This is a genomic window from Pseudomonas sp. LBUM1648, from assembly GCF_059716145.1.
Genome location: NZ_CP166808.1, coordinates 5,392,561 through 5,412,761 on the forward strand (window position 1 = coordinate 5,392,561; position 20,201 = coordinate 5,412,761).

Here is a 20,201-nt window from a genome sequence, read left to right on the forward strand (position 1 = left end):
GTTCTACCTCAGCTTCAGGGTGGCAAGGCCAACCAACACGAGAATCACGGTGATGATCCAGAAACGGACGATCACACGCGGCTCGGGCCAGCCCTTGAGTTCAAAGTGGTGGTGAATCGGTGCCATGCGGAACACGCGGCGACCGGTCAACTTAAAGGACGCAACCTGGATGACGACCGACAAGGTTTCCATCACGAACACGCCGCCCATGATGAACAGGACGATTTCCTGACGGACGATCACCGCGATGGTGCCCAGTGCAGCACCCAGCGCCAGTGCGCCGACGTCGCCCATGAATACTTGGGCCGGATAGGTGTTGAACCAGAGGAACCCCAGACCGGCACCGATCAATGCGCCGCAGAACACGATCAGTTCGCCCGCACCCGGCACATAAGGAATCAACAGGTATTCGGCGAATTTCACGTTACCCGACAGGTAGCAGAAAATGCCCAGGCCACCGCCGACCATCACGGTTGGCATGATCGCCAAACCGTCGAGGCCGTCGGTCAGGTTGACCGCGTTGCTCGAACCGACGATCACAAAGTAGGTCAGCACGATGAAGCCCAGGCCCAGCGGAATGCTGTAGTCCTTGAGCATCGGCAGGATCAACGTGGTTTCTACCGGCGTGCTGGCGGTCATATAAAGGAAGATCGCCGCGCCGAGGCCAAACACCGACTGCCAGAAATACTTCCAGCGGCTCGGTAGGCCACGGGAGTTCTTCTCGATGACTTTGCGGTAATCGTCAACCCAACCGATGGCGCCGAACAACAAGGTCACCAGCAGTACGGTCCAGACATAACGGTTGCTCAGGTCAGCCCAGAGCAAGGTGCTGACGCCGATAGAAGACAGAATCAGTGCGCCGCCCATGGTCGGAGTACCCGACTTGGACAGGTGCGATTGCGGGCCGTCGTTACGAACGGATTGACCGATCTGACGGTTCTGCAAAGTGCGGATCATCCACGGGCCATAGCACAGCGACAAAACCAGCGCGGTCAGCACACCGAGAATCCCGCGCAGGGTCAGGTACTGAAAGACCGCGAAGCCTTTGTAGAACTGTTGCAGATACTCCGCTAGCAGCAGCAGCATTAATGTTTCTCCAGACTGGACCCGCACAGAGCCGCAACGATGTTTTCCATCGCTGCACTGCGCGAACCCTTGATCAAAATGGTGGTGTTTGTGTCCTGCTCGGCGTCGAGGGCCTGGATCAGTTCGGCTTGCGTGCCGAAGTGATGCGCCTGTTCACCGAAAGCGTTTACGGCGTGAACCATGTTCGGCCCAACGGCATAAAGCGCGGAAACCTTGCCCCGGGCGTATTCGCCCACGTCGCGGTGCCCCTGCTCCGCCCAATCGCCCAACTCGCCGATATCTCCGAGCACCAGGACGGTGCGGCCGGAAAAGCCGGCGAGTATATCAACGGCCGCGCACATTGAGGTGGGGTTTGCGTTGTAAGTGTCATCGATCACGCGCATGCCGTTTTTCGCCAGTTGCGCGACGGTGCGGCCCTTGACCGGTTGCACCGCGCCAAGCCCGGTGGCGATGCCGAACAGCGACACGCCCAACGCATGTGCGGCAGCAGCAGCGGCCATCGCATTGGCGACGTTATGGGTGCCGAGCAGGTTCAGTTGAACGTACTCGACACCTTCAGGCGTGTGCAGATTGAAGGCCGGGCAACCCCGGGCATCGGTGCTCAGGTCGCTGGCGTAGAAGTCAGCTTGCGAATTGCTCAGGGCGAAGGTCAGCACTTTGCGACCGGCAGCGCGGGTCTTCCAGATACCGAAGGCCTTGTCGTCGAGGTTGAGCACGGCGATGCCATCGGCCGCCAGCCCTTCGATGATTTCGCCTTTGGCTTCGACGATTTTTTCCGGGCCGCCGAACTCACCGACGTGAGCGGTGCCGGCATTGTTGAGGATCGCCACATGCGGTTTGGTCAGCCCGACGGTGTAGGCGATTTCACCAAGACGCGAAGCGCCCAGTTCGATCACGGCCGAGGTGTGTTCCGGGGCCAGTTCGATCAGGGTCAGCGGTACGCCGAGGTCGTTGTTCAGATTGCCACGAGTCGCCAGCACCGGGCCGCGCGTGCGCAGGATGCTTGCGAGCATTTCCTTGACCGTGGTCTTGCCACTGGAGCCGGTCACGGCAGCCACTGGCTGAGTGAAGGCGGCGCGGTTCAAGGCACCCAATTGGCCCAAGGCCTGACGGGTATCCTTGACCAACAGCTGCGGCAACGTGCTGTCGGCGACTTCACGCTCGACCAGCGCTGCTACGGCGCCTTTGGCGGCGACATCGTTCAGATAATCGTGACCATCGAAACGCGGGCCGGTCAGGGCAATAAACAGCTGGCCAGGCTTGATCGCGCGGCTGTCGATGCTCACACCGTCGAAACTGGCATCGGCGCTGATCAGGCGTGCGTCGAGAGCGTTGGTCAATTCACTGAGTTTCAGGGCTTTAAGCATGGGCCACCTCCCAAGCGGTCAAGGCGTGATCGGCCTCGACCAGATCAGAGAAGGCATGGCGCTCGCCGTTGATTTCCTGATAGTCCTCGTGACCTTTGCCAGCCAGCACAATCACGTCATCGGCCGAAGCAGCGGCAATCAATTGCGCGATGGCCTGACCACGGCCAGCCACGAACGTGACTTTATCCACAGCGGTAAAACCGGCACGGATGTCATCGAAAATCACTGCCGGGTCTTCGGTGCGCGGATTGTCATCGGTGACCAGCACTTGATCGGCCAGACGCTCGACCACTTCGGCCATCAACGGACGCTTGCCGCGATCACGATCACCGCCACAGCCGAACAGGCACAGCAACTGACCTTTGACGTGCGGACGCAATGCCGTGAGAACTTTTTCCAGCGCATCCGGGGTGTGGGCGTAATCAACCACCACCAGCGGCTGAGTGCCGCCGCCAAGACGCTGCATGCGTCCGGCCGGGCCTTCGAGCTTCGGCAACACTTTGAGAATTTCGTCGAGTGCGTAATCCAGGCCGAGCAAAGCACCGACCGCAGCCAGTACGTTGCTCAGGTTGAAACGACCGAGCAAGGTGCTGCGCAGATGATGTTCGCCCTGCGGCGTCACCAGCGTGGCGCGTACGCCGTGGTCGTCGAACTGCGCTTCGCGACAGAACAGATAAGCGCTGCTGTCGAGCAGGCTATAGGTGATCAAGCGCGACTCACGTTTTTCAGCAGCCAGTTGCCGGCCAAAATCGTCGTCGAGGTTGACCACGCGGCACTTCAGATCATTCCAGGCAAACAGCCGGGCCTTGGCCTCGGCGTAAGCCTCCATGGTGCCGTGATAATCGAGGTGATCGCGGGACAGGTTGGTCATCACTGCCACGTCGAACGCCAGCGCAGTCACCCGGCCTTGGTCCAGACCATGGGACGAGACTTCCATGGCCACGGCTTTCGCGCCGGCCTTTTTCAGGTCGCCCAAAGTCGCTTGCACGGCAATCGGGTTCGGCGTGGTGTGCAGACCGCTTTCCAATGCGCCATAGAAGCCGGAACCGAGGGTGCCGACAATGCCGCAATGCTGGCCGAGCAGATCCAATGCCTGCGCGACCAGTTGGGTCACGCTGGTTTTACCGTTGGTGCCGGTGACGCCGATCAAGTTCAGATGACGGCTTGGTTCGCCGTAAAAACGCCCGGCGATATCTGACAACTGCGCCGCGAGCCCCTTGACCGGAATCAACGGAACGTCAGTGATAGGCAGGACGGTGGCGCCCTCCACTTCATAGGCCACAGCGGCAGCGCCGCGCGCCAGTGCATCGGCAATGTGCGCACGGCCATCGAATTTGCCGCCCGGCACCGCGAGGAACAAATCACCCGCGCGCACGTTACGGCTGTCCAGCGCCAATTCACGGATCAACAGATCGTGGCCGGCGTGGGGGAATATTTTGTTCAGACTTAATGACATCAGCCGCGCCCTCCATTGGCTTTCAGCGGAATAACCGGGGTGGCGTTGGCCTGTTGCGTGGTCGGCAGGTTGTCCGGAGTCACGTTCATCAGACGCAGGGTGCCGGACATCACACGGCTGAAAACCGGCGCCGATACCAGACCACCGAAGTAACCGGCCTTGGACGGTTCATCGATCACCACAACAATGGCGTAACGCGGATCGCTCATCGGGCCGAAACCGGCGAACAGCGAACGGTAAGAGTTTTCGGCGTAGCCCTTGGTGCCGACCGAGGTCTTGCGCGCAGTACCCGACTTGCCGGCCACGTGATACGCCGGCACCTGCGCACGGAATACGCCGCGTGGGGCCTCAATCACTTGGGTCAACATGCCCTGCATGGTTTTCGCGACAGCTTCAGGGAGCACCTGAGTGGTCTGCGGCGGCTTGTCGGTTTTGATCAGGGTGAGCGGCGCGAGGCGACCGTTGTTGGCCAGTGCCGAGAACGCGTGAACCAGCTGAATCGCGGTCACGGAAATACCGTAGCCGTAAGACAGCGTCGCGGTTTCAGCCTTGCGCCAATCGCGGTAGTTCGGCAGGTTTCCGACGCGCTCGCCCGGGAAGCCGAGGCCGGTGTCCTGGCCCAGACCGACTTTCTGCGCGAGACGGTAAATGGTTTCACCGCCAATATCGAACGCGACCTTACTCATGCCGACGTTACTGGAATTGATCAGGATGCCGGTCATGTCCAGCACCGGGCCTTCGCTCTTGGAAACGTCCTTGATCGTGTACTTGCCGATCTGCAGAGTGCCCGGATACACCTCGACGGTGTCGGTCGGTTTCCAGCGGCCGGACTCGATGGCAGCACTCATCGAGATGGCTTTCATGGTCGAACCCGGTTCGAACACGTCGATCATCGCGCGGTTACGCATCATTGCCGGCTGCAGGTTGCGGCGGTTGTTCGGGTTGTAGGTCGGCTGGTTGACCATGGCCAGAATTTCGCCGGTCTTCACGTCCATGATCACCAGGCTGCCGGCCTTGGCGCCGTTCTCGATGATCGCGTTACGCAGTTCGCGGTTGGCCAGATATTGCAGACGCAGGTCAATGGACAACGCCAAGGGCTTGCCGGCCTTGGCGTTTTTGGTGACCTGGACATCCTTGATCAGCCGTCCGCGCCGATCCTTGATGACCTGCCGCTTGCCGGGTACACCGGCGAGCCATTCGTCATAAGCCAGTTCGACACCTTCGCGACCGTGATCATCGATGTCGGTAAAGCCGACCATGTGCGCCGTGACTTCACCGGCCGGATAGAACCGGCGGAATTCTTCGATGCCGTAGACGCCCGGCACTTTAAGGTCGAGCACAGACTGGCCCTGCTCGGGGGTCAACCCGCGCACCAGATAAATGAATTCTTTGTTGGCTTGCGCTTCGAGGCGCTCGGTCAGGGCTTTCGGGTCCTGACCCAACGCGGCGGCCAGTGCCGGCCACTTCTCTTTGGCGGTCTGCATTTCCTTGGCGTTGGCCCACAGCGTGGTCACCGGGGTACTCACGGCCAACGGCTCGCCGTTACGGTCGGTGATCAGACCACGGTGAGCAGGAATCGGGATGTGACGAAGACTGCGCGCGTCGCCCTGGCCTTTGAGGAAGTCACGGTCAACCACTTGCAGGTCGATGATGCGCCAGCAGATCGCCGCAACCATCACGCCGAGCAGCGCCACCATCAGACGGAAGCGCCAAGGGAAGAGTGCGCCTTCGAGTTTCATCATGGCGCCACCATCTTCACGTCAGCCGCGCCCGGGATGTGCATCTTCAATTGTTCGGTGGCCAGCACTTCGATCCGGCTGTGCGCGGTCCAGGTGCTTTGCTCAAGAATCAGCCGGCCCCACTCGGCCTGCGCCTTGTCGCGCACGCTGAGTTCGTTGTAAAGGTTGTTGAGCAGCTGGCGGTTCCAATGCGCGCTGTAAGACACGCCGATGGCCGACACGAGCACGCCGACAAACAGCAGCAGCATGAAAAAGCTGCCGCCGGGCAGTGGCTTGGCGAAAAGCTTGCTCACCGCAATTTCTCCGCGACGCGCATGACGGCGCTACGGGAACGTGGGTTGGCTTTGAGTTCGGCGTCGGAGGCCGTCTGCGCTTTGCCATGGACTTTGATTTTCGGTTCGAACGCTACGTGGCGAACCGGCAGGTTGCGCGGCAGGTTGTCGGCTTCGCCTTTCACCAGCTTGCGCATGAACAGTTTGACGATGCGGTCTTCCAGCGAGTGGAAGCTGATCACGACCAGACGGCCGCCGACTTCCAACGCGTCCAGCGCGGCTTCGAGGCCGGCTTCCAGATCGCCCAGCTCGTTGTTGACGTGAATACGCAAACCCTGGAACGCACGGGTAGCCGGGTTCTTGCCCTTCTCCCACGCCGGGTTGGCAACCTTGAGTACTTCAGCCAGATCGGCGGTGCGCTCGAAAGGCTTGATATCGCGACGCTCGGCGACGGCGCGAGCCATGCGGCCGGAGAAACGCTCTTCGCCGTATTCCTTGAACACTCGGGCGATTTCCTCAGCCGGCGCAGTGTTAACAAACTCGGCAGCGCTGATGCCACGGGACGGATCCATGCGCATGTCGAGCGGGCCGTCGTTGAGGAAACTGAAGCCGCGCTCCGCGTCGTCGAGCTGCGGCGAAGACACGCCCAGGTCGAGCAGGATGCCGCTGACCTTGCCGGCCAGACCACGTTCGGCGACGACCGAACCGAGCTCGGCAAAGCTGCGCTGCACAACGACAAAGCGGCCGTCTTCGGCCGCTAGCGTTTGCCCGGTGGCAATCGCTTGTGGATCCTTGTCGAATCCGATGAGTCGCCCGTCAGTCCCGAGCTGGCTGAGGATCAACCGACTGTGCCCGCCGCGCCCGAACGTACCGTCCAGATAGCAGCCATCAGGACGTACGGCGAGAGCCTCGACGGCTTCGTCAAGCAGTACGGTGATGTGGTTAAAGCCGCTATCAATAGTCACAGGATCAAATCACGCAGTTCATCAGGCATCGCGCCCGGTTGTTGAATGGCAGCAAGGTCAGCGGCAGATACCGCGTTCCATGCATCCTCGTCCCACAATTGGAACTTGTTCAGTTGGCCCACCAGCATCGCTTTCTTATCAAGCTTGGCGTATTCGCGCAGACGCGGTGGAACCAGAAAACGACCACTGCCATCGAGTTCGAGGTCGACGGCATTACCAATCAATAAACGTTGCAGGCGACGGTTCTCTTCGCGAAGCGAAGGGAGTGCGCGCAACTTGGTTTCAATAATTTCCCACTCGTCGAGCGGATAGACACACAGACACGGATCAACGGCATCAATGGTGACGATCAATTGGCCGGAACTGCGCGAATCGAGCTCGTCACGGTACCGGCTCGGCATAGCGAGACGGCCCTTTGCATCGAGACTGATAGCGTTAGCTCCGCGAAACACGTCTGCGTTTCTCCAATTTTTATCGTTTTGAGCTCAAAAAACCCACTTCATGCCACTTTCCGCCACTTGCGCACACTATAGGAATGCGCCCACCACACCGTCAAGGCGCGGATTAAAGGAAAACCCTTACAGAACGGAGATTTAGGAGCATAAAAGGAGGCACAACGAGAATCTGGCGGATACTTTTGACCCATAACTTGATGCAGCACTGAAAGCTGCGCTCGAAAGTTAAAGTAATTTGTTAAGAGTAAGATTTTTTCGGTATTACGAAGGCGCTTCTGCTGTTGATTGAAGCAGGGTGGGAAATGGCTATTACTGCATTTGCCGCTGCCGAACTTTCAGTGCGGGCCTGCTGATAATACACAGCCCCGACAACACTGATTCAAGCAGGGAAAGAAAAAGGTGGAGAGTCGATCTGTAAGCCGGGTTCTGTCTTGAACAGTCATTCGTCTACGATGGCCATCACTGGACATCTTTAGCAACCTACCCGGTCCCAGCGCGGGCCACGCCTTGGGACCCTATTTGGTCTTGCTCCAAGTGGGGTTTACCTAGCCACGAACTGTTGCCAGACGTGCGGTGCGCTCTTACCGCACCTTTTCACCCTTACCGTCGCCGAAGCGCTTAGGCGGTTATTTTCTGTGGCACTTTCCGTAGGCTCACGCCTCCCAGGCATTACCTGGCACTTCGCCCTATGGAGCCCGGACTTTCCTCCCCCCCCTAATTTTCATAGAGGGCAGCGACTGTCCGATCGACTCTCCGCCGCGAAGGTTAACGGCAGAGCGGCCGAAGAACAAGCGCTAAAAGCCCCAAGACCGCTATGGGCGACGGCTTACACGTCTTTCTGTTTGTCCAGCGCGACCTGATACAGCACGTTTTTGCGCTCACCGGTGATCTGCGCTGCCAACGCAGCGGCACGCTTGAGCGGCATCTCTTCGAGCAACAGATTGAGGACGCGCATCGACTCGCTGCTGACGGCGTCTTCAGACTCCGGCGCTGTCCAGCCTGCAACCAACACCACGCACTCGCCGCGCTGCTGATTGCTGTCGAACTCGACGAACGCGCGCAATTCAGCCAGGGGCAGTCCTTTGAGGGTTTCGAAGGTTTTGGTTATCTCACGAGCCAGCAATGCCTGGCGCTCGCCACCGAACACCGCCTCCATATCCTGCAGACATTCAAGAATGCGATGCGGCGCCTCGTAGAAAATCAGCGTGCGCGGCTCTTCCTTAACCGCCTCCAGGCGCGCCTTGCGCCCAACCGACTTGGCCGGCAGAAAGCCTTCGAAGATGAATCGGTCGGATGGCAGGCCTGCCGCCGACAATGCCGCGATCAAGGCGCAAGCGCCGGGCACCGGCACCACATTGATCCCCGCGGCACGGGCCTGACGTACCAGGTGATAGCCTGGATCGGAAATCAGCGGCGTACCGGCATCGGAAATCAGCGCAACGTTGTCGCCCGCCAGCAAACGAGTAATAAAGCGGCTACCTTCATCTCGTTCGTTATGTTCGTGGCAAGCGGCCAACGGCGTGGAGATACCGAAGTGCTGCATCAGTCGCTGCGAGTGACGCGTGTCCTCGGCAGCAATCAATGCCACTTCGCGGAGAATTTTCAGTGCCCGGGCGCTGATGTCGTCCAGGTTGCCGATGGGCGTCGCCACCACATAAAGCGAGCCAGCAGCGGAATTCAAAGGACCTGGAGCAGTCAAAGCGCACACCTCATGATCGGTAAAAGCCGGCATTGTAACGCGTCACGAGGCTTGCGATGCGCTCTGCCCGCACACGGTTTTGCGCGCAGATGTGCGGCTCCGCAACATTTACTCCAGCTAAATTGACTGTTTCACGCCACTAACATCGCGCCCCGGCCAGTGCTTGGGTACAATTCCACGCTAATTTGATCGAGTATCAGGAACACTTACATGATCGCTTGCCTGCGGCTGTTCACTGCCCTCTGCCTCGCTGCCCTTTTGGCGGCCTGCGCCAGCTCCCCTTCCTCCAGCCTTGGCGAACTTCCACGGACTCCGGATGCCAGCATCGAGCAACTGCTCGAACAGGCCACCCAGGCTAAAACCCCGGAAAAAGCCGCCCTGCTGCGCCTGAGCGCAGCGGATCTGGCTTATCGTCAGGGCAATGCCGGACAGTCCGCGCAAATCCTGCAACAAGTGCCCGTTGAACAGCTAAAGCCGGGGCAGCAGATTTTTGCTAACACGTTGGCCGCCGAACTGGCCATGACCCGCAATCAGCCGAAAGCCGCGCTGACCGCACTGAGCCACCCGAGCCTGCAAAAGCTGGGTGAGATGCCGGAAGAGCAGCAGGTGCGCACCGGCACCGTTCATGCCCGCGCCCTCGAAGCCGACGGCCAGACGCTGGCCGCCGCCCGCGAGCGCATCTTCATTGCGCCGATGCTGCAAGGCGAAGCCGCGAGCAAGAACCACGAAGCAATCTGGACACTGATTGCTTCGCTGCCGACCGACCAATTGCAACCAAACAGCACCGATGACCTCGGTGGCTGGATGGCTCTGGCGCAGGCGGTTAAAACCGCTGGCACCCTGGAGCAGCAGCAGGCCGCTATCGACACCTGGCGCGCACAGAATCCAAAGCACCCAGCAGCGATCAACCTGCCACTGCCGCTGACCAAGCTCAAGGAACTGGCCAGCCAGCCCCTGAGCAAAATCGCCCTGCTGCTGCCGCAAGACGGCCAACTGGCATCGGTCGGCAAAGCGTTGCGTGAAGGTTTCATGGCCGCGCACTACCAGGCTCAACAGGCCGGGCAGAAACCACCAGCCATCGAGTTCTACGACAGCTCGAAACTGACCTCGATGGACGAGTTCTACCGCAAGGCTCAGGCAGACGGCGTGCAATTGGTCGTTGGCCCGCTGGAAAAACCACTGGTCAAACAACTGAGCACACGCCCGCAACTACCAATCACCACCCTGGCGCTGAACTACAGCGAAGGCGATCAAGGCCCGGCGCAACTGTTCCAGTTTGGTCTGGCCGCTGAAGACGAAGCCCGCGAAGTCTCCCGTCGCGCCCGCGCCGACGGCCTGCACCGCGCCGCAATCATGGTGCCAAAAGGCGAATGGGGTGACCGCGTGCTGCGTGCGTTCAGCCAGGACTGGCAAGCCAATGGCGGCAGCATCGTTGCCACAGAGCGTGTTGATCAGCCGGTGCAACTCGCCCAGCAGATCGCCGACATGTTCCAGCTGCGCCAGAGCGAAGCCCGCGCCAAGAGCCTGCAGAATGCGGCTGGCACCAACGTCGCCGCACAGCCTTCGCGTCGTCAGGACATTGAGTTCATCTTCCTTGCTGCCACTCCACAGCAAGCGCAGCAGATTAAGCCGACCCTGAACTTCCAGTACGCTGGTGATGTTCCGGTTTACGCGACCTCCCACGTGTACAGCGCCAGCGGCGATGTGAACCAGTACAACGACATGAACGGCATTCGCTTCTGCGAAACCCCATGGCTACTGGAAGCCAACGATCCGCTGCGCCAGCAAGTCACCGCACAGTGGCCACAAGCCGCCGGCAGCCTCGGCCGCCTGTATGCCATGGGCGTCGACGCCTATCGTCTGGCACCGCGTTTGGGCCAACTCAAAGCCCTGCCGGACAGCCGCATCGAAGGGCAGTCGGGCAGCCTCGGCATGACTCAGACTCAGCGTGTTGTGCGTCAGTTGCCTTGGGCGCAGTTTGTCAGCGGTCAGATTCAACGTCTGCCGGACACCGCGCGCTAATGCCCGACAGGTCACGCTCGCAAAGCGGTAAAGATGCCGAGCGCCATGCGCTCGAGCATCTGCAGAAACAGGGGCTGCGACTGTTGGCGCAGAACTGGTTATGCAAACGCGGCGAGCTTGATCTGGTCATGCTTGATGGCGATACAGTAGTATTCGTTGAAGTTCGCTACAGAAAAAACACTCAATGGGGTGGCGCGCTCGCTAGCATCGATGGGCGCAAGCAGCAGAAACTGATTTTCGCTGCGCAGTATTTTCTTCAGCGCGAGACGCGCTGGGCCAATTCCCCCTGCCGCTTCGACGTGGTGGCCATCGACAGCCATCCGAGTCAGCTGAACTGGTTGCAGAATGCTTTCGACAGTTGATCTGCATCCAACCCGGACTTTTTCATCCGACACATTTTGCTCTTTGCTTTGCGGGCTGCACATTCACGTGCCGGACAGCCGCGCTACTTAAGGTCACACAGATGGACATGCAATCCCGAATTCGCCAGCTTTTCCAGGCCAGTATCGACACCAAGCAACAGGCGATGGACGTACTTGCACCGCACATCGAGCAAGCCAGCCAGATCATGGTCAACGCCCTGCTCAACGAAGGCAAAATGCTTTCGTGCGGCAACGGCGGCTCCGCCGGCGATGCGCAGCACTTTTCCTCGGAGTTACTCAACCGCTTCGAGCGCGAGCGCCCGAGCCTGCCAGCCATCGCCCTGACCACCGACACATCGACGATCACCTCGATCGCCAACGACTACAGCTACAACGAAGTGTTCTCCAAACAGATCCGTGCGCTCGGTCAGCCAGGCGATGTCTTGCTGGCTATTTCGACCAGCGGTAACTCGGCGAACATTATTCAAGCGATCCAGGCCGCACATGATCGCGAAATGATTGTCGTAGCTTTGACCGGACGCGATGGCGGCGGCATGGCGTCGCTGCTGTTGCCCGAGGACGTCGAGATTCGCGTACCGGCCAACGTCACTGCACGTATTCAAGAAGTCCACTTGCTGGCGATCCATTGCCTCTGCGATCTGATCGACAGCCAACTGTTCGGGAGTGAAGAATGACCCCTAATCGCCTTGGCCTTCTGGCCTTGACCCTGTGCCTCGGCATCAGCGGCTGCACCTCGGTGGTGAACGCCAGCCGTGAAGCACCGATCGAAGACGACCGCGGCACCCGTACCTTCGGCAGCAAGATCGACGATTCGCTGATCGAAACCAAAGTAGGCGTGAACATCGCCAAGGCCGATCCGGCGCTGGACAACGACTCGCACATCGTCGCCACCAGCTTCAACGGCGTAGTGCTGCTGGCGGGTCAAACGCCGCGCGAAGACCTCAAGGCCAAGGCCGAACAGGCCGCCGCCAATGTGCAGCGCGTGAAGAAGGTGCACAACGAACTGCAAGTACTGCAGCCCTCCTCCTTGCTGGCTCGCCAGAACGACGCGTGGCTGACCACCAAGATCAAGACACAGATGCTCACCGACGCCAGTATTCCGGGCTCGCGCATCAAGGTTGTGACCGAGAACGGCATCGTCTACCTGCTGGGCCTGCTGACCAAACAGGAAGCCACCCAGGCGACCAATCTGGTCCAGGGTGTTTCCGGCGTGCAGAAGATCGTGAAGCTGTTCGAATACATCGACTGATAGCTGAAACGCGCACACAAAAAAGGCGATCCATCCGGATCGCCTTTTTTATTACTTCACCACTTTCAAACTTGGCCGGCCGCTAGGGCGCGGTGGCTCGCTGTCCGGTGGCGGCAAGTCGTCATCCGGCTCGATGTCGTCTTCGTCATCCATCGGCGACTCGATATCGAACACCATGCCCTGCCCGTTCTCCCGGGCGTAGATGCCCAGGATTGCGCTGATCGGCACGTACAGACTGTGCGGGACACCACCGAAGCGACCTTCGAAGGTCACTACGTCGTTGTCCATGTGCAGATGCCGCACAGCGCTGGGCGAGATGTTCAGGACAATCTGCCCGTCACTGGCGAAACCCTGCGGCACCTGCACCGCTGGGTACTCGGAGTTGACCAGCATGTGCGGGGTGCAATCGTTATCCACAATCCACTCGTAGAGCGCGCGGACCAGATAAGGTCGACTGGAGTTCATAGCGGCTCCTTAAGCCTTAGCGCATATCGCGTTCGACACCAGACAGACTCGCCTGGAAAGCCTCACGCGCAAACTGGCGCTCCATATAATCAAGCAGCGGCTTGGCTGGCCGCGGCAGTTCAATACCCAGAATCGGCAAACGCCAGAGTATTGGCAATAGGCAGCAATCCACCAGACTTTGTTCCTCACTGAGGAAAAACGGCTTGTCGGCAAACAGCGGCGACACGCCCGTCAGGCTTTCTCGCAATTCCTTACGCGCCACGACACGCGCGGCCTCCTTGGACTTGGGATCAAGTATCAGATCCACCAGACCACACCAGTCACGCTGAATACGGTGAATCAGCAGACGACTGTTGGCACGCGCCACCGGATAAACCGGCATCAATGGCGGGTGCGGGTAACGCTCATCCAGATATTCCATCACCACGGTCGACTCCCACAACGCCAGGTCACGATCGACCAGCGTGGGCAGGCTTCCGTAAGGGTTCACCTCAATCAGTTTAGGCGGCTGGCGACCAGCTTCCACATAAATGATCTCGGCGCTGACACCCTTCTCTGCAAGTACGATACGCACCCGGTGGGAATAGTGGTCGGCGGGGTCGGAGTAACAGGCCAACCGATTGGTCACGCCCATGGCGATCCTCCTCGCTTGTTGAAATTATCGGAACCGGAAAAACGCGCGCGCCCAGAGGGCGCCTCCGGCAAAGCCTGGCTGACCAGACGTTGCGCTATCGGAGACGCCCTTGGGCGCGCGCGATTAACAGCAATGCTTTGAAGCGTATCAGTGCACGTCTTTCCAGTATTCACGCTTGAGCAGATAGGCGAACACAAAGAAGAACGCCAGGTACAGCAAAACGTAAGTACCGATGCGCTGATGTTGCAGCTTAACCGGGTTAGCCGAGTAAGCCAGGAAGGTTACCAGATTCTTGACCTTCTCATCGAACTGCTCTTCGTTCAGAGCACCTGACTTCGGCACGATGGTCAACTGATCGCACGCTTCATGGGTCAAAGGCGTACCGGTCAGCGGATCATATTGCTTCTTGCCGTCCTCGACGATCTGCACCTGCTTGCAACCCACGACCTGACGACCCTGCAGGCCGACCAGCACGTTAGGCATGCCGACGTTCGGGAAGACCTTGTTGTTCACGCCCCAAGGACGTGCAGGATCTTCGTAGAACGACTTCAGGTAACCGTAGAGCCAGTCAGTGCCACGCACGCGAGCCACCAGAGTCAGATCCGGCGGCGCAGCACCGAACCAGGTCTTGGCGTCCGCCGGCTGCATGCCGATGTTCATGTGATCGCCGATCTTGGCCCCAGTGAACACCAGTTTTTCCAGCATCAGTTCGTGAGGCACGCCGAGGTCATCAGCCACGCGCTCGTAACGCTGGAACTTGGCACTGTGGCACCCCATGCAATAGTTGGCAAAGGTACGTGCGCCATCCTGCAGGGCAGCCTTGTCGGAAACGTCGATGTCGACTTTTTCCAGTTCCGGACCGCCAGATTCAGCGGCGAAAGACAGGACAGGCAAAGCAGCAAAAAGCAGAGCAAAAAATAACTTTTTCATCAGCCAGTCACCCTTTCCGGAACCGGTTTGGTCTTCTCGAGCCTGGTGTAGAACGGCATCAGAATGAAGTAGGCGAAGTACAAGAAGGTGCAGACCTGCGACAGCAAGGTTCGCCCCGGTGTCGGAGACAGAACGCCCAGAATGCCCAGAATCACGAACGAAATGCAGAACACCAACAGCCAGATTTTGCTCATCCAGCCTTTATAGCGCATCGACTTGACGGGACTGCGATCGAGCCATGGCAGGACAAATAGCACGGCGATGGCCGCGCCCATGGCGATAACACCCATGAGCTTGTCCGGAATTGCCCGCAGGATCGCGTAGAACGGTGTGAAGTACCAGACCGGCGCAATGTGCTCTGGCGTCTTGAACGGGTTAGCCGGTTCGAAGTTTGGCTTTTCGAGGAAGTAGCCGCCCATTTCCGGGAAGAAGAACACGATAAAGCAGAAGATGAACAGGAACACCACTACGCCGACAATATCCTTCACGGTGTAGTAAGGGTGGAAGGCAATGCCGTCCAGCGGGATGCCGTTTTCGTCTTTGTGCTTCTTGATGTCGACGCCGTCAGGGTTGTTCGAACCCACTTCGTGCAGCGCCAGAATGTGCAACACCACCAGACCGAGAATCACGATTGGCAGGGCCACCACGTGCAAGGCGAAGAAGCGGTTCAGGGTGATCCCGGAGATCAGATAGTCACCACGGATCCACTGGGTCAGGTCGTTACCGATGACCGGAATCGCACCGAACAGCGAGATGATCACCTGCGCACCCCAGTAGGACATCTGCCCCCAAGGCAGCAGATAACCCATGAAGGCCTCCGCCATCAGCGCCAGGTAGATCAGCATGCCGAACACCCAGACCAGTTCACGCGGTTTCTGATACGAACCGTAGAGCAGGCCACGGAACATGTGCAGATAGACCACGATGAAAAACGCCGAGGCACCAGTGGAGTGAAGCAGGCGCAGGATCGAGCCGTACTCGACGTCACGCATGATGTATTCGACGGAAGCAAACGCTTCTTCTGCCGACGGCGTGTAACTCATCGTCAGCCAGACACCGGTGACGATCTGGTTGACCAGAACGAGCAGCGCCAGCGAGCCGAAGAAATAGAAGAAGTTGAAGTTTTTTGGAGCGTAATACTTGCTGAGATGGTCTTCCCACATTTTGGTGGCAGGGAAGCGCGCATCAACCCAATCCATGAACTTGCTCATCACGCTTTCTCCGTATCGACGCCAATGACAATGAGGTCATCGGTCTCATAGGAATGCGGGGGAACTGGCAGGTTCAAAGGCGCAGGTTGCGACTTGTAGACGCGGCCAGCCAGATCGTAGTGAGAACCGTGGCAAGGGCAGAAATAACCGCCTACCCAGTCTTTACCCAGATCCGCAGGTGCCACTTCGGGACGGAAGGTCGGTGAGCAACCCAAGTGTGTGCAGATCCCGATCAGCAGCAGAATTTCCGGCTTGATCGATCGCACTTCAGGGTCGACATAGGTGGGTTGCGTGGAGTTTTTGGAGGTTGGATCAGAGAGCTGGCCCTCGATCTTCTTGAGATTCCCCAGGATTTCCTCAGTACGGCGGACAATGAACACCGGCTGGCCGCGCCACTCAGCAATCATCTGCTGTCCTGGCTCGATTTTGCTGACATTCACTTTCACCGGTGCACCTGCGGCTTTTGCCTTGGCACTGGGAAACCATGACCCCACGAACGGGACCGCAGCCCCCACCGCTCCTGCAGCACCCACCACGGATGTGGCTGCTACCAAGAAGCGACGCCGGCCTGCATTCACGCCGTCATTGCTCATTCAGTCCTCTCCCATCAGCTTTGTGGCCTGTTAAATCAGGCATCTACTAAATAAATCAATGTAACTTATAAAAATTTTGCCGAGATGGTAATGAAAAGCCCCAATTCTGACAAGGGAATTACCCGGAGCTCTCACCCTCAAGCCTTGCAGTATAGGGGGTCTACGGAAGTGGCAAGTTGTCGCAGCGCAATTCTTTTGATAAATCGCAGGCATAAAAAAACGCCCGGTTCCGTGAGGAATCGGGCGTTCTTTTTGAACGTGGAAGCGGAATTAACGCTTCGAGTACTGCGGACGCTTACGCGCTTTACGCAGACCAACTTTCTTACGTTCAACTTCACGGGCGTCGCGAGTAACGAAGCCAGCTTTGCGCAGAGCGCCACGCAGGGTTTCGTCGTAGTCCATCAGAGCGCGAGTGATGCCGTGGCGGATTGCGCCAGCTTGACCACTTACACCACCGCCAATCACGGTGACGTAGATGTCGAACTTCTCGACAGTCTCAGTCAGCTCCAGCGGCTGACGAACTACCATGCGGGCAGTTTCGCGGCCGAAGAAGTTTTCCAGCGAACGGTTGTTGATGGAGATATTACCAGTACCCGGACGCAGGAAAACGCGTGCGGTTGCGGTCTTGCGACGGCCAGTGCCGTAATTTTGAGTCGCCGACATAATGTACTATTCCGTTAAAACTTCAGTTCTTGGGGCTGCTGAGCAGTATGTGGGTGTGCAGCGCCCGCATAGACTTTCAGCTTACGGTACATGTCGCGACCCAGTGGGTTTTTAGGCAGCATGCCTTTAACCGCGGTCTCGATCACGCGCTCAGGGGCTTTAGCGATCAGCTTTTCAAAGTTGATCGACTTGATGCCGCCCGGGAAACCGGAGTGGGAGTAGTACATTTTGTCAGTGGTTTTAGCGCCGGTAACACGGATCTGCTCGGCGTTGATTACGACGATGTAGTCGCCGGTGTCAACGTGAGGAGTGTACTCAGGCTTGTGCTTGCCACGCAGACGGCTCGCGATTTCGGTGGCCAGACGACCCAGGGTCTGACCAGCAGCGTCGACGACAAACCAGTCGCGCTTTACTGTTTCCGGTTTAGCAGTAAAAGTTTTCATTCTTTATAGCCTCAGGGGCCGCCCTGTAAATTAGACGGCGGATCTTACTGAATAGTGCGTACTTTGACAAGTCAAAGGCAGCCGGATACAGACGCTTTCGGGGGCTCGGGTCGGCGCGTCCGTTCAACGGCAAGATTCTTCGGCGGCGGCGCATCACTTCCACTGCAGAAAGAGGTCGGCAATTATGCAGATTGCGAAAAATAATTCAACCTGCTTTTATGATTGTTTTGCCCAAGGAGCACCCGATGGACTATCGCCAGCTAGGCCGTACCGACCTGAACGTGAGTGCAATCTGCCTCGGCACCATGACTTGGGGCGAGCAAAACACTGAAGCTGAAGCCTTCGCACAGATTGAACGGGCCAAAGAGGCCGGGATCAATTTCATCGACACCGCCGAGATGTACCCGGTGCCGCCGAAAGCCGAAACCTACGCCACCACCGAGCGCTACATCGGCAATTACTTCAAAAGTCGGGGCGATCGTGCCGACTGGATCCTGGCCAGCAAGATCGCCGGCCCGGGAAACACCATCGACTACATCCGCGACAAAAATCTGCGCCACAACCGCCAGCACATAACTGAAGCGGTGGATGCCAGCCTCAAACGCCTGCAAACCGATTACATCGATCTTTACCAGTTGCACTGGCCTGAGCGCAGCACCAATTTTTTCGGACAACTGGGCTACAAGCACAAGATCGAAGCCAACCTGACCCCGCTCGAAGACACCCTTGAAGCGCTCGACGAGCAGGTGAAGGCCGGCAAGATCCGCCACGTCGGTCTGTCCAACGAAACGCCGTGGGGCACCATGCGTTTCCTCGCTCTGGCCGAAGCCCGTGGCTGGCCGCGCGCTGTGTCGATCCAGAACCCTTACAACCTGCTCAACCGCAGCTTCGAAGTCGGCCTGGCCGAAATCGCCATCCGCGAACAGTGCGGCCTGCTCGCCTATTCGCCGTTGGCGTTCGGCTTCCTGTCGGGCAAGTACGAAGGTGGCGCCCGCCCGCCAAAAGGTCGCCTGAGCCTCTACAGCCGCTTCAGCCGCTACTTCAATCCACAATCGGAAGCTGCCTGCAGCCGTTACGTCGCATTGGCCCGTGAACACGGTCTGGATCCGGCGCAAATGGCCCTGGCGTTCGTGACCCAGCAACCGTTCGTCACCAGCAACATCATTGGTGCAACCACTCTTGAGCAACTGGACAGCAACATTGCCAGTTTCGATCTGAAACTTTCCGATGAAGTGCTGGCAGGGATCGAGGCGATTCACAAGGATCATCCAAATCCTGCGCCATAAGTAAAAAAGAGTGATCATTCCCACCCAGCGTGTGGGAATGCATTCCTGACGCTCCGTGTCGCGCTCAAAGCGGAACGCGGAGCGTCCCCAGCGGCATTCCCACGCAGAGCTTGGGAACGCTCATCAAAGCGACCGCGCAATGATCTCCTTCATGATTTCATTCGTGCCGGCATAAATCCGTTGCACTCGCGCATCAGCCCAAGCCCGGGCCACCGGGTATTCCCACATGAAGCCGTAACCGCCATGTAACTGCACGCATTCGTCGAGTACCTTGCACTGCAGGTCCGTGCCCCAATACTTGGCCATCGCCGCCGTCGGCACGTCGAGCTTGCCTTGCAGATGCAACTCCAGGCATCGGTCGACGAACACCCGACCGATCTGAATCTCGGTGGCCATCTCCGCCAGTTTGAAGCGGGTGTTCTGGAAGTCGGCAATCGCCTTGCCGAACGCCTTGCGATCGCGGGTGTAATCGAGTGTCCATTGCAGCGCAGCTTCCGCCGAGGCCAGACCACCAATCGCCACGGTCAGACGCTCCTGCGGCAGTTCCTGCATCAAATAGGCAAACCCCGCCCCGGCCTGACCCAACAGGTTTTCTTTCGGCACGCGTACGTCCTGAAAGAACAATTCCGACGTGTCCTGCGCCTTCATTCCGACCTTCTCCAGGCGTTTGCCCTTGTCGAAGCCCGGCGTGTTTGCTTCCACCAGAAACAGGCTGGTGCCTTTGGCCCCGGCTTTAGGATCAGTCTTGGCGACGACGATCACCAGGTCAGCCAGAAAGCCGTTGGTGATGAAGGTTTTCGAGCCGTTGATCACGTACTCATCGCCGTCCAGCACAGCAGTAGTCTTGACGCCTTGCAGGTCGGAACCGGCGCCCGGCTCGGTCATGGCAATCGCCGTGACCATCTCGCCCGAGACCAGTTTCGGCAGGTATTTGTGCTTCAGCGCTTCGCTGCCGTAATGCAGGATGTAAGGCGCCACGATGTCCGAATGCAGCGAGAAACCGATACCGGTCAGGCCTAGTCGACCGACCTCCTCGATCACTACGGTGCTGTAAAGAAAGTCCGCCCCCAACCCGCCGTATTCTTCCGGCAGATGCGAGCACAGCATCCCTGCCTCCCCTGCCTTGTTCCACAGTTTGCGGTCGATATAGCCTTGTTTCTCCCATTGCGCATGAAACGGCACCGCCTCTTTTTCGAGGAAGGTTCGTACGCTGTCGCGGAACAATTCGTGCTCGGGGCTGAACAAGGTTCTGGGAATCATGCGGCACCTTTCTTTCTTGTTGG

The 20,201-nt window shown here is 58.7% G+C and carries 21 protein-coding genes and 1 other RNA gene; 5 read left to right on the plus strand and 17 right to left on the minus strand.

Features of this window, described 5'->3' with window-relative positions:
- Positions 1-3: 3 nt before the first annotated feature.
- From mraY to rsmI, 9 genes are all read right to left on the minus strand, one after another.
- Complete coding sequence (gene mraY, locus ACA043_RS24365) at positions 4-1,086, minus strand: phospho-N-acetylmuramoyl-pentapeptide-transferase (RefSeq protein ID WP_008082775.1); 1,083 nt, start codon at positions 1,084-1,086, stop codon at positions 4-6.
- On the minus strand, positions 1,086-2,453 hold the full coding sequence (locus ACA043_RS24370) for a UDP-N-acetylmuramoyl-tripeptide--D-alanyl-D-alanine ligase (protein WP_497658075.1): 1,368 nt from the start codon (positions 2,451-2,453) through the stop codon (positions 1,086-1,088). Before ACA043_RS24370 ends, mraY begins: the two co-directional genes overlap by 1 nt.
- Complete coding sequence (locus tag ACA043_RS24375; RefSeq protein ID WP_401272121.1) at positions 2,446-3,909, minus strand: UDP-N-acetylmuramoyl-L-alanyl-D-glutamate--2,6-diaminopimelate ligase; 1,464 nt, start codon at positions 3,907-3,909, stop codon at positions 2,446-2,448. The genes ACA043_RS24370 and ACA043_RS24375 overlap by 8 nt, the downstream gene beginning before the upstream one ends.
- Positions 3,909-5,648, minus strand: coding sequence for a peptidoglycan D,D-transpeptidase FtsI family protein (locus tag ACA043_RS24380; RefSeq protein WP_187678079.1), 1,740 nt, complete (start codon positions 5,646-5,648; stop codon positions 3,909-3,911). Before ACA043_RS24380 ends, ACA043_RS24375 begins: the two co-directional genes overlap by 1 nt.
- Entirely contained in the window at positions 5,648-5,941 is a 294-nt protein-coding gene (ftsL, locus tag ACA043_RS24385) for a cell division protein FtsL (protein WP_187678004.1), read from the minus strand. The genes ACA043_RS24380 and ftsL overlap by 1 nt, the downstream gene beginning before the upstream one ends.
- Positions 5,938-6,885: a 16S rRNA (cytosine(1402)-N(4))-methyltransferase RsmH gene (gene rsmH / locus ACA043_RS24390; protein WP_497615331.1), complete on the minus strand. Its 948-nt coding sequence runs from the start codon at positions 6,883-6,885 to the stop codon at positions 5,938-5,940. The genes ftsL and rsmH overlap by 4 nt, the downstream gene beginning before the upstream one ends.
- Positions 6,882-7,337 (minus strand): division/cell wall cluster transcriptional repressor MraZ, encoded by a 456-nt coding sequence (gene mraZ / locus ACA043_RS24395; RefSeq protein ID WP_042560992.1) that lies wholly within the window; start codon positions 7,335-7,337, stop codon positions 6,882-6,884. The genes rsmH and mraZ overlap by 4 nt, the downstream gene beginning before the upstream one ends.
- A 402-nt stretch (positions 7,338-7,739) precedes the next feature.
- An RNA gene (rnpB, locus tag ACA043_RS24400) (RNase P RNA component class A) lies at positions 7,740-8,093 on the minus strand.
- A gap of 73 nt (positions 8,094-8,166) precedes the next feature.
- Positions 8,167-9,072: a 16S rRNA (cytidine(1402)-2'-O)-methyltransferase gene (gene rsmI / locus ACA043_RS24405; RefSeq protein ID WP_497658076.1), complete on the minus strand. Its 906-nt coding sequence runs from the start codon at positions 9,070-9,072 to the stop codon at positions 8,167-8,169.
- Between the two features lie 177 nt (positions 9,073-9,249).
- On the opposite strand from rsmI, the gene ACA043_RS24410 reads away from it, so the two are divergent.
- From ACA043_RS24410 to ACA043_RS24425, 4 genes are all read left to right on the plus strand, one after another.
- Complete coding sequence (locus tag ACA043_RS24410; RefSeq protein ID WP_305439720.1) at positions 9,250-11,061, plus strand: penicillin-binding protein activator; 1,812 nt, start codon at positions 9,250-9,252, stop codon at positions 11,059-11,061.
- Positions 11,061-11,423, plus strand: coding sequence for a YraN family protein (locus ACA043_RS24415; protein ID WP_187678007.1), 363 nt, complete (start codon positions 11,061-11,063; stop codon positions 11,421-11,423). The genes ACA043_RS24410 and ACA043_RS24415 overlap by 1 nt, the downstream gene beginning before the upstream one ends.
- Positions 11,424-11,524: 101 nt before the next feature.
- A complete protein-coding gene (locus ACA043_RS24420; protein ID WP_008082788.1) occupies positions 11,525-12,118 on the plus strand; it encodes a phosphoheptose isomerase in 594 nt (197 codons plus the stop codon).
- Positions 12,115-12,693: a BON domain-containing protein gene (locus tag ACA043_RS24425; RefSeq protein ID WP_187678008.1), complete on the plus strand. Its 579-nt coding sequence runs from the start codon at positions 12,115-12,117 to the stop codon at positions 12,691-12,693. Before ACA043_RS24420 ends, ACA043_RS24425 begins: the two co-directional genes overlap by 4 nt.
- A gap of 51 nt (positions 12,694-12,744) precedes the next feature.
- On the opposite strand, the gene ACA043_RS24430 is transcribed toward ACA043_RS24425, so the two are convergent.
- The 7 genes from ACA043_RS24430 to rplM form a co-directional block, all read right to left on the minus strand.
- Positions 12,745-13,158 carry a ClpXP protease specificity-enhancing factor gene (locus ACA043_RS24430; RefSeq protein WP_016985146.1) on the minus strand — a complete coding sequence of 138 codons (414 nt, stop codon included), beginning with the start codon at positions 13,156-13,158 and terminating at the stop codon, positions 12,745-12,747.
- Positions 13,159-13,174: 16 nt separating this feature from the next.
- Positions 13,175-13,792 carry a glutathione S-transferase N-terminal domain-containing protein gene (locus ACA043_RS24435; protein ID WP_007961620.1) on the minus strand — a complete coding sequence of 206 codons (618 nt, stop codon included), beginning with the start codon at positions 13,790-13,792 and terminating at the stop codon, positions 13,175-13,177.
- 147 nt (positions 13,793-13,939) lie between these two features.
- The gene (locus ACA043_RS24440; RefSeq protein ID WP_187678009.1) at positions 13,940-14,722 is read right to left on the minus strand and encodes a cytochrome c1; all 783 of its coding nucleotides are present in this window, start codon (positions 14,720-14,722) and stop codon (positions 13,940-13,942) included.
- The gene (locus tag ACA043_RS24445) at positions 14,722-15,933 is read right to left on the minus strand and encodes a cytochrome b (RefSeq protein WP_187678010.1); all 1,212 of its coding nucleotides are present in this window, start codon (positions 15,931-15,933) and stop codon (positions 14,722-14,724) included. Before ACA043_RS24445 ends, ACA043_RS24440 begins: the two co-directional genes overlap by 1 nt.
- A complete protein-coding gene (petA, locus tag ACA043_RS24450) occupies positions 15,933-16,526 on the minus strand; it encodes a ubiquinol-cytochrome c reductase iron-sulfur subunit (RefSeq protein ID WP_007917031.1) in 594 nt (197 codons plus the stop codon). The genes ACA043_RS24445 and petA overlap by 1 nt, the downstream gene beginning before the upstream one ends.
- 270 nt (positions 16,527-16,796) lie before the next feature.
- A complete protein-coding gene (gene rpsI / locus ACA043_RS24455) occupies positions 16,797-17,189 on the minus strand; it encodes a 30S ribosomal protein S9 (protein WP_008080273.1) in 393 nt (130 codons plus the stop codon).
- 14 nt (positions 17,190-17,203) lie between these two features.
- Positions 17,204-17,632, minus strand: a complete 429-nt coding sequence (gene rplM / locus ACA043_RS24460) for a 50S ribosomal protein L13 (protein ID WP_007917032.1) — start codon at positions 17,630-17,632, stop codon at positions 17,204-17,206.
- A 245-nt stretch (positions 17,633-17,877) separates the two neighbouring features.
- Between rplM and ACA043_RS24465 the strand changes: the two genes are divergently transcribed.
- Positions 17,878-18,918, plus strand: coding sequence for an NADP(H)-dependent aldo-keto reductase (locus ACA043_RS24465; RefSeq protein WP_497658077.1), 1,041 nt, complete (start codon positions 17,878-17,880; stop codon positions 18,916-18,918).
- Between the two features lie 123 nt (positions 18,919-19,041).
- Here the strand turns inward: ACA043_RS24465 and ACA043_RS24470 are convergent, their stop codons facing one another.
- Entirely contained in the window at positions 19,042-20,178 is a 1,137-nt protein-coding gene (locus ACA043_RS24470) for an acyl-CoA dehydrogenase family protein (RefSeq protein ID WP_489878742.1), read from the minus strand.
- Positions 20,179-20,201: the final 23 nt, after the last annotated feature.

Coding starts and splice junctions, on each gene's coding strand:
- ACA043_RS24430 (WP_016985146.1), bottom strand. CDS start 13,158: ATGAACTCCAGTCGACCTTATCTGGTCCGCGCGCTCTACGAGTGGATT.
- ACA043_RS24440 (WP_187678009.1), bottom strand. CDS start 14,722: ATGAAAAAGTTATTTTTTGCTCTGCTTTTTGCTGCTTTGCCTGTCCTG.
- ACA043_RS24415 (WP_187678007.1), top strand. CDS start 11,061: ATGCCCGACAGGTCACGCTCGCAAAGCGGTAAAGATGCCGAGCGCCAT.
- ACA043_RS24470 (WP_489878742.1), bottom strand. CDS start 20,178: ATGATTCCCAGAACCTTGTTCAGCCCCGAGCACGAATTGTTCCGCGAC.
- ACA043_RS24380 (WP_187678079.1), bottom strand. CDS start 5,648: ATGAAACTCGAAGGCGCACTCTTCCCTTGGCGCTTCCGTCTGATGGTG.
- ACA043_RS24425 (WP_187678008.1), top strand. CDS start 12,115: ATGACCCCTAATCGCCTTGGCCTTCTGGCCTTGACCCTGTGCCTCGGC.
- ACA043_RS24465 (WP_497658077.1), top strand. CDS start 17,878: ATGGACTATCGCCAGCTAGGCCGTACCGACCTGAACGTGAGTGCAATC.
- rplM (WP_007917032.1), bottom strand. CDS start 17,632: ATGAAAACTTTTACTGCTAAACCGGAAACAGTAAAGCGCGACTGGTTT.
- rsmI (WP_497658076.1), bottom strand. CDS start 9,072: ATGCCGGCTTTTACCGATCATGAGGTGTGCGCTTTGACTGCTCCAGGT.
- ACA043_RS24370 (WP_497658075.1), bottom strand. CDS start 2,453: ATGCTTAAAGCCCTGAAACTCAGTGAATTGACCAACGCTCTCGACGCA.
- ACA043_RS24410 (WP_305439720.1), top strand. CDS start 9,250: ATGATCGCTTGCCTGCGGCTGTTCACTGCCCTCTGCCTCGCTGCCCTT.
- petA (WP_007917031.1), bottom strand. CDS start 16,526: ATGAGCAATGACGGCGTGAATGCAGGCCGGCGTCGCTTCTTGGTAGCA.
- rpsI (WP_008080273.1), bottom strand. CDS start 17,189: ATGTCGGCGACTCAAAATTACGGCACTGGCCGTCGCAAGACCGCAACC.
- ACA043_RS24375 (WP_401272121.1), bottom strand. CDS start 3,909: ATGTCATTAAGTCTGAACAAAATATTCCCCCACGCCGGCCACGATCTG.
- ACA043_RS24420 (WP_008082788.1), top strand. CDS start 11,525: ATGGACATGCAATCCCGAATTCGCCAGCTTTTCCAGGCCAGTATCGAC.
- ACA043_RS24435 (WP_007961620.1), bottom strand. CDS start 13,792: ATGGGCGTGACCAATCGGTTGGCCTGTTACTCCGACCCCGCCGACCAC.
- ACA043_RS24445 (WP_187678010.1), bottom strand. CDS start 15,933: ATGAGCAAGTTCATGGATTGGGTTGATGCGCGCTTCCCTGCCACCAAA.
- mraY (WP_008082775.1), bottom strand. CDS start 1,086: ATGCTGCTGCTGCTAGCGGAGTATCTGCAACAGTTCTACAAAGGCTTC.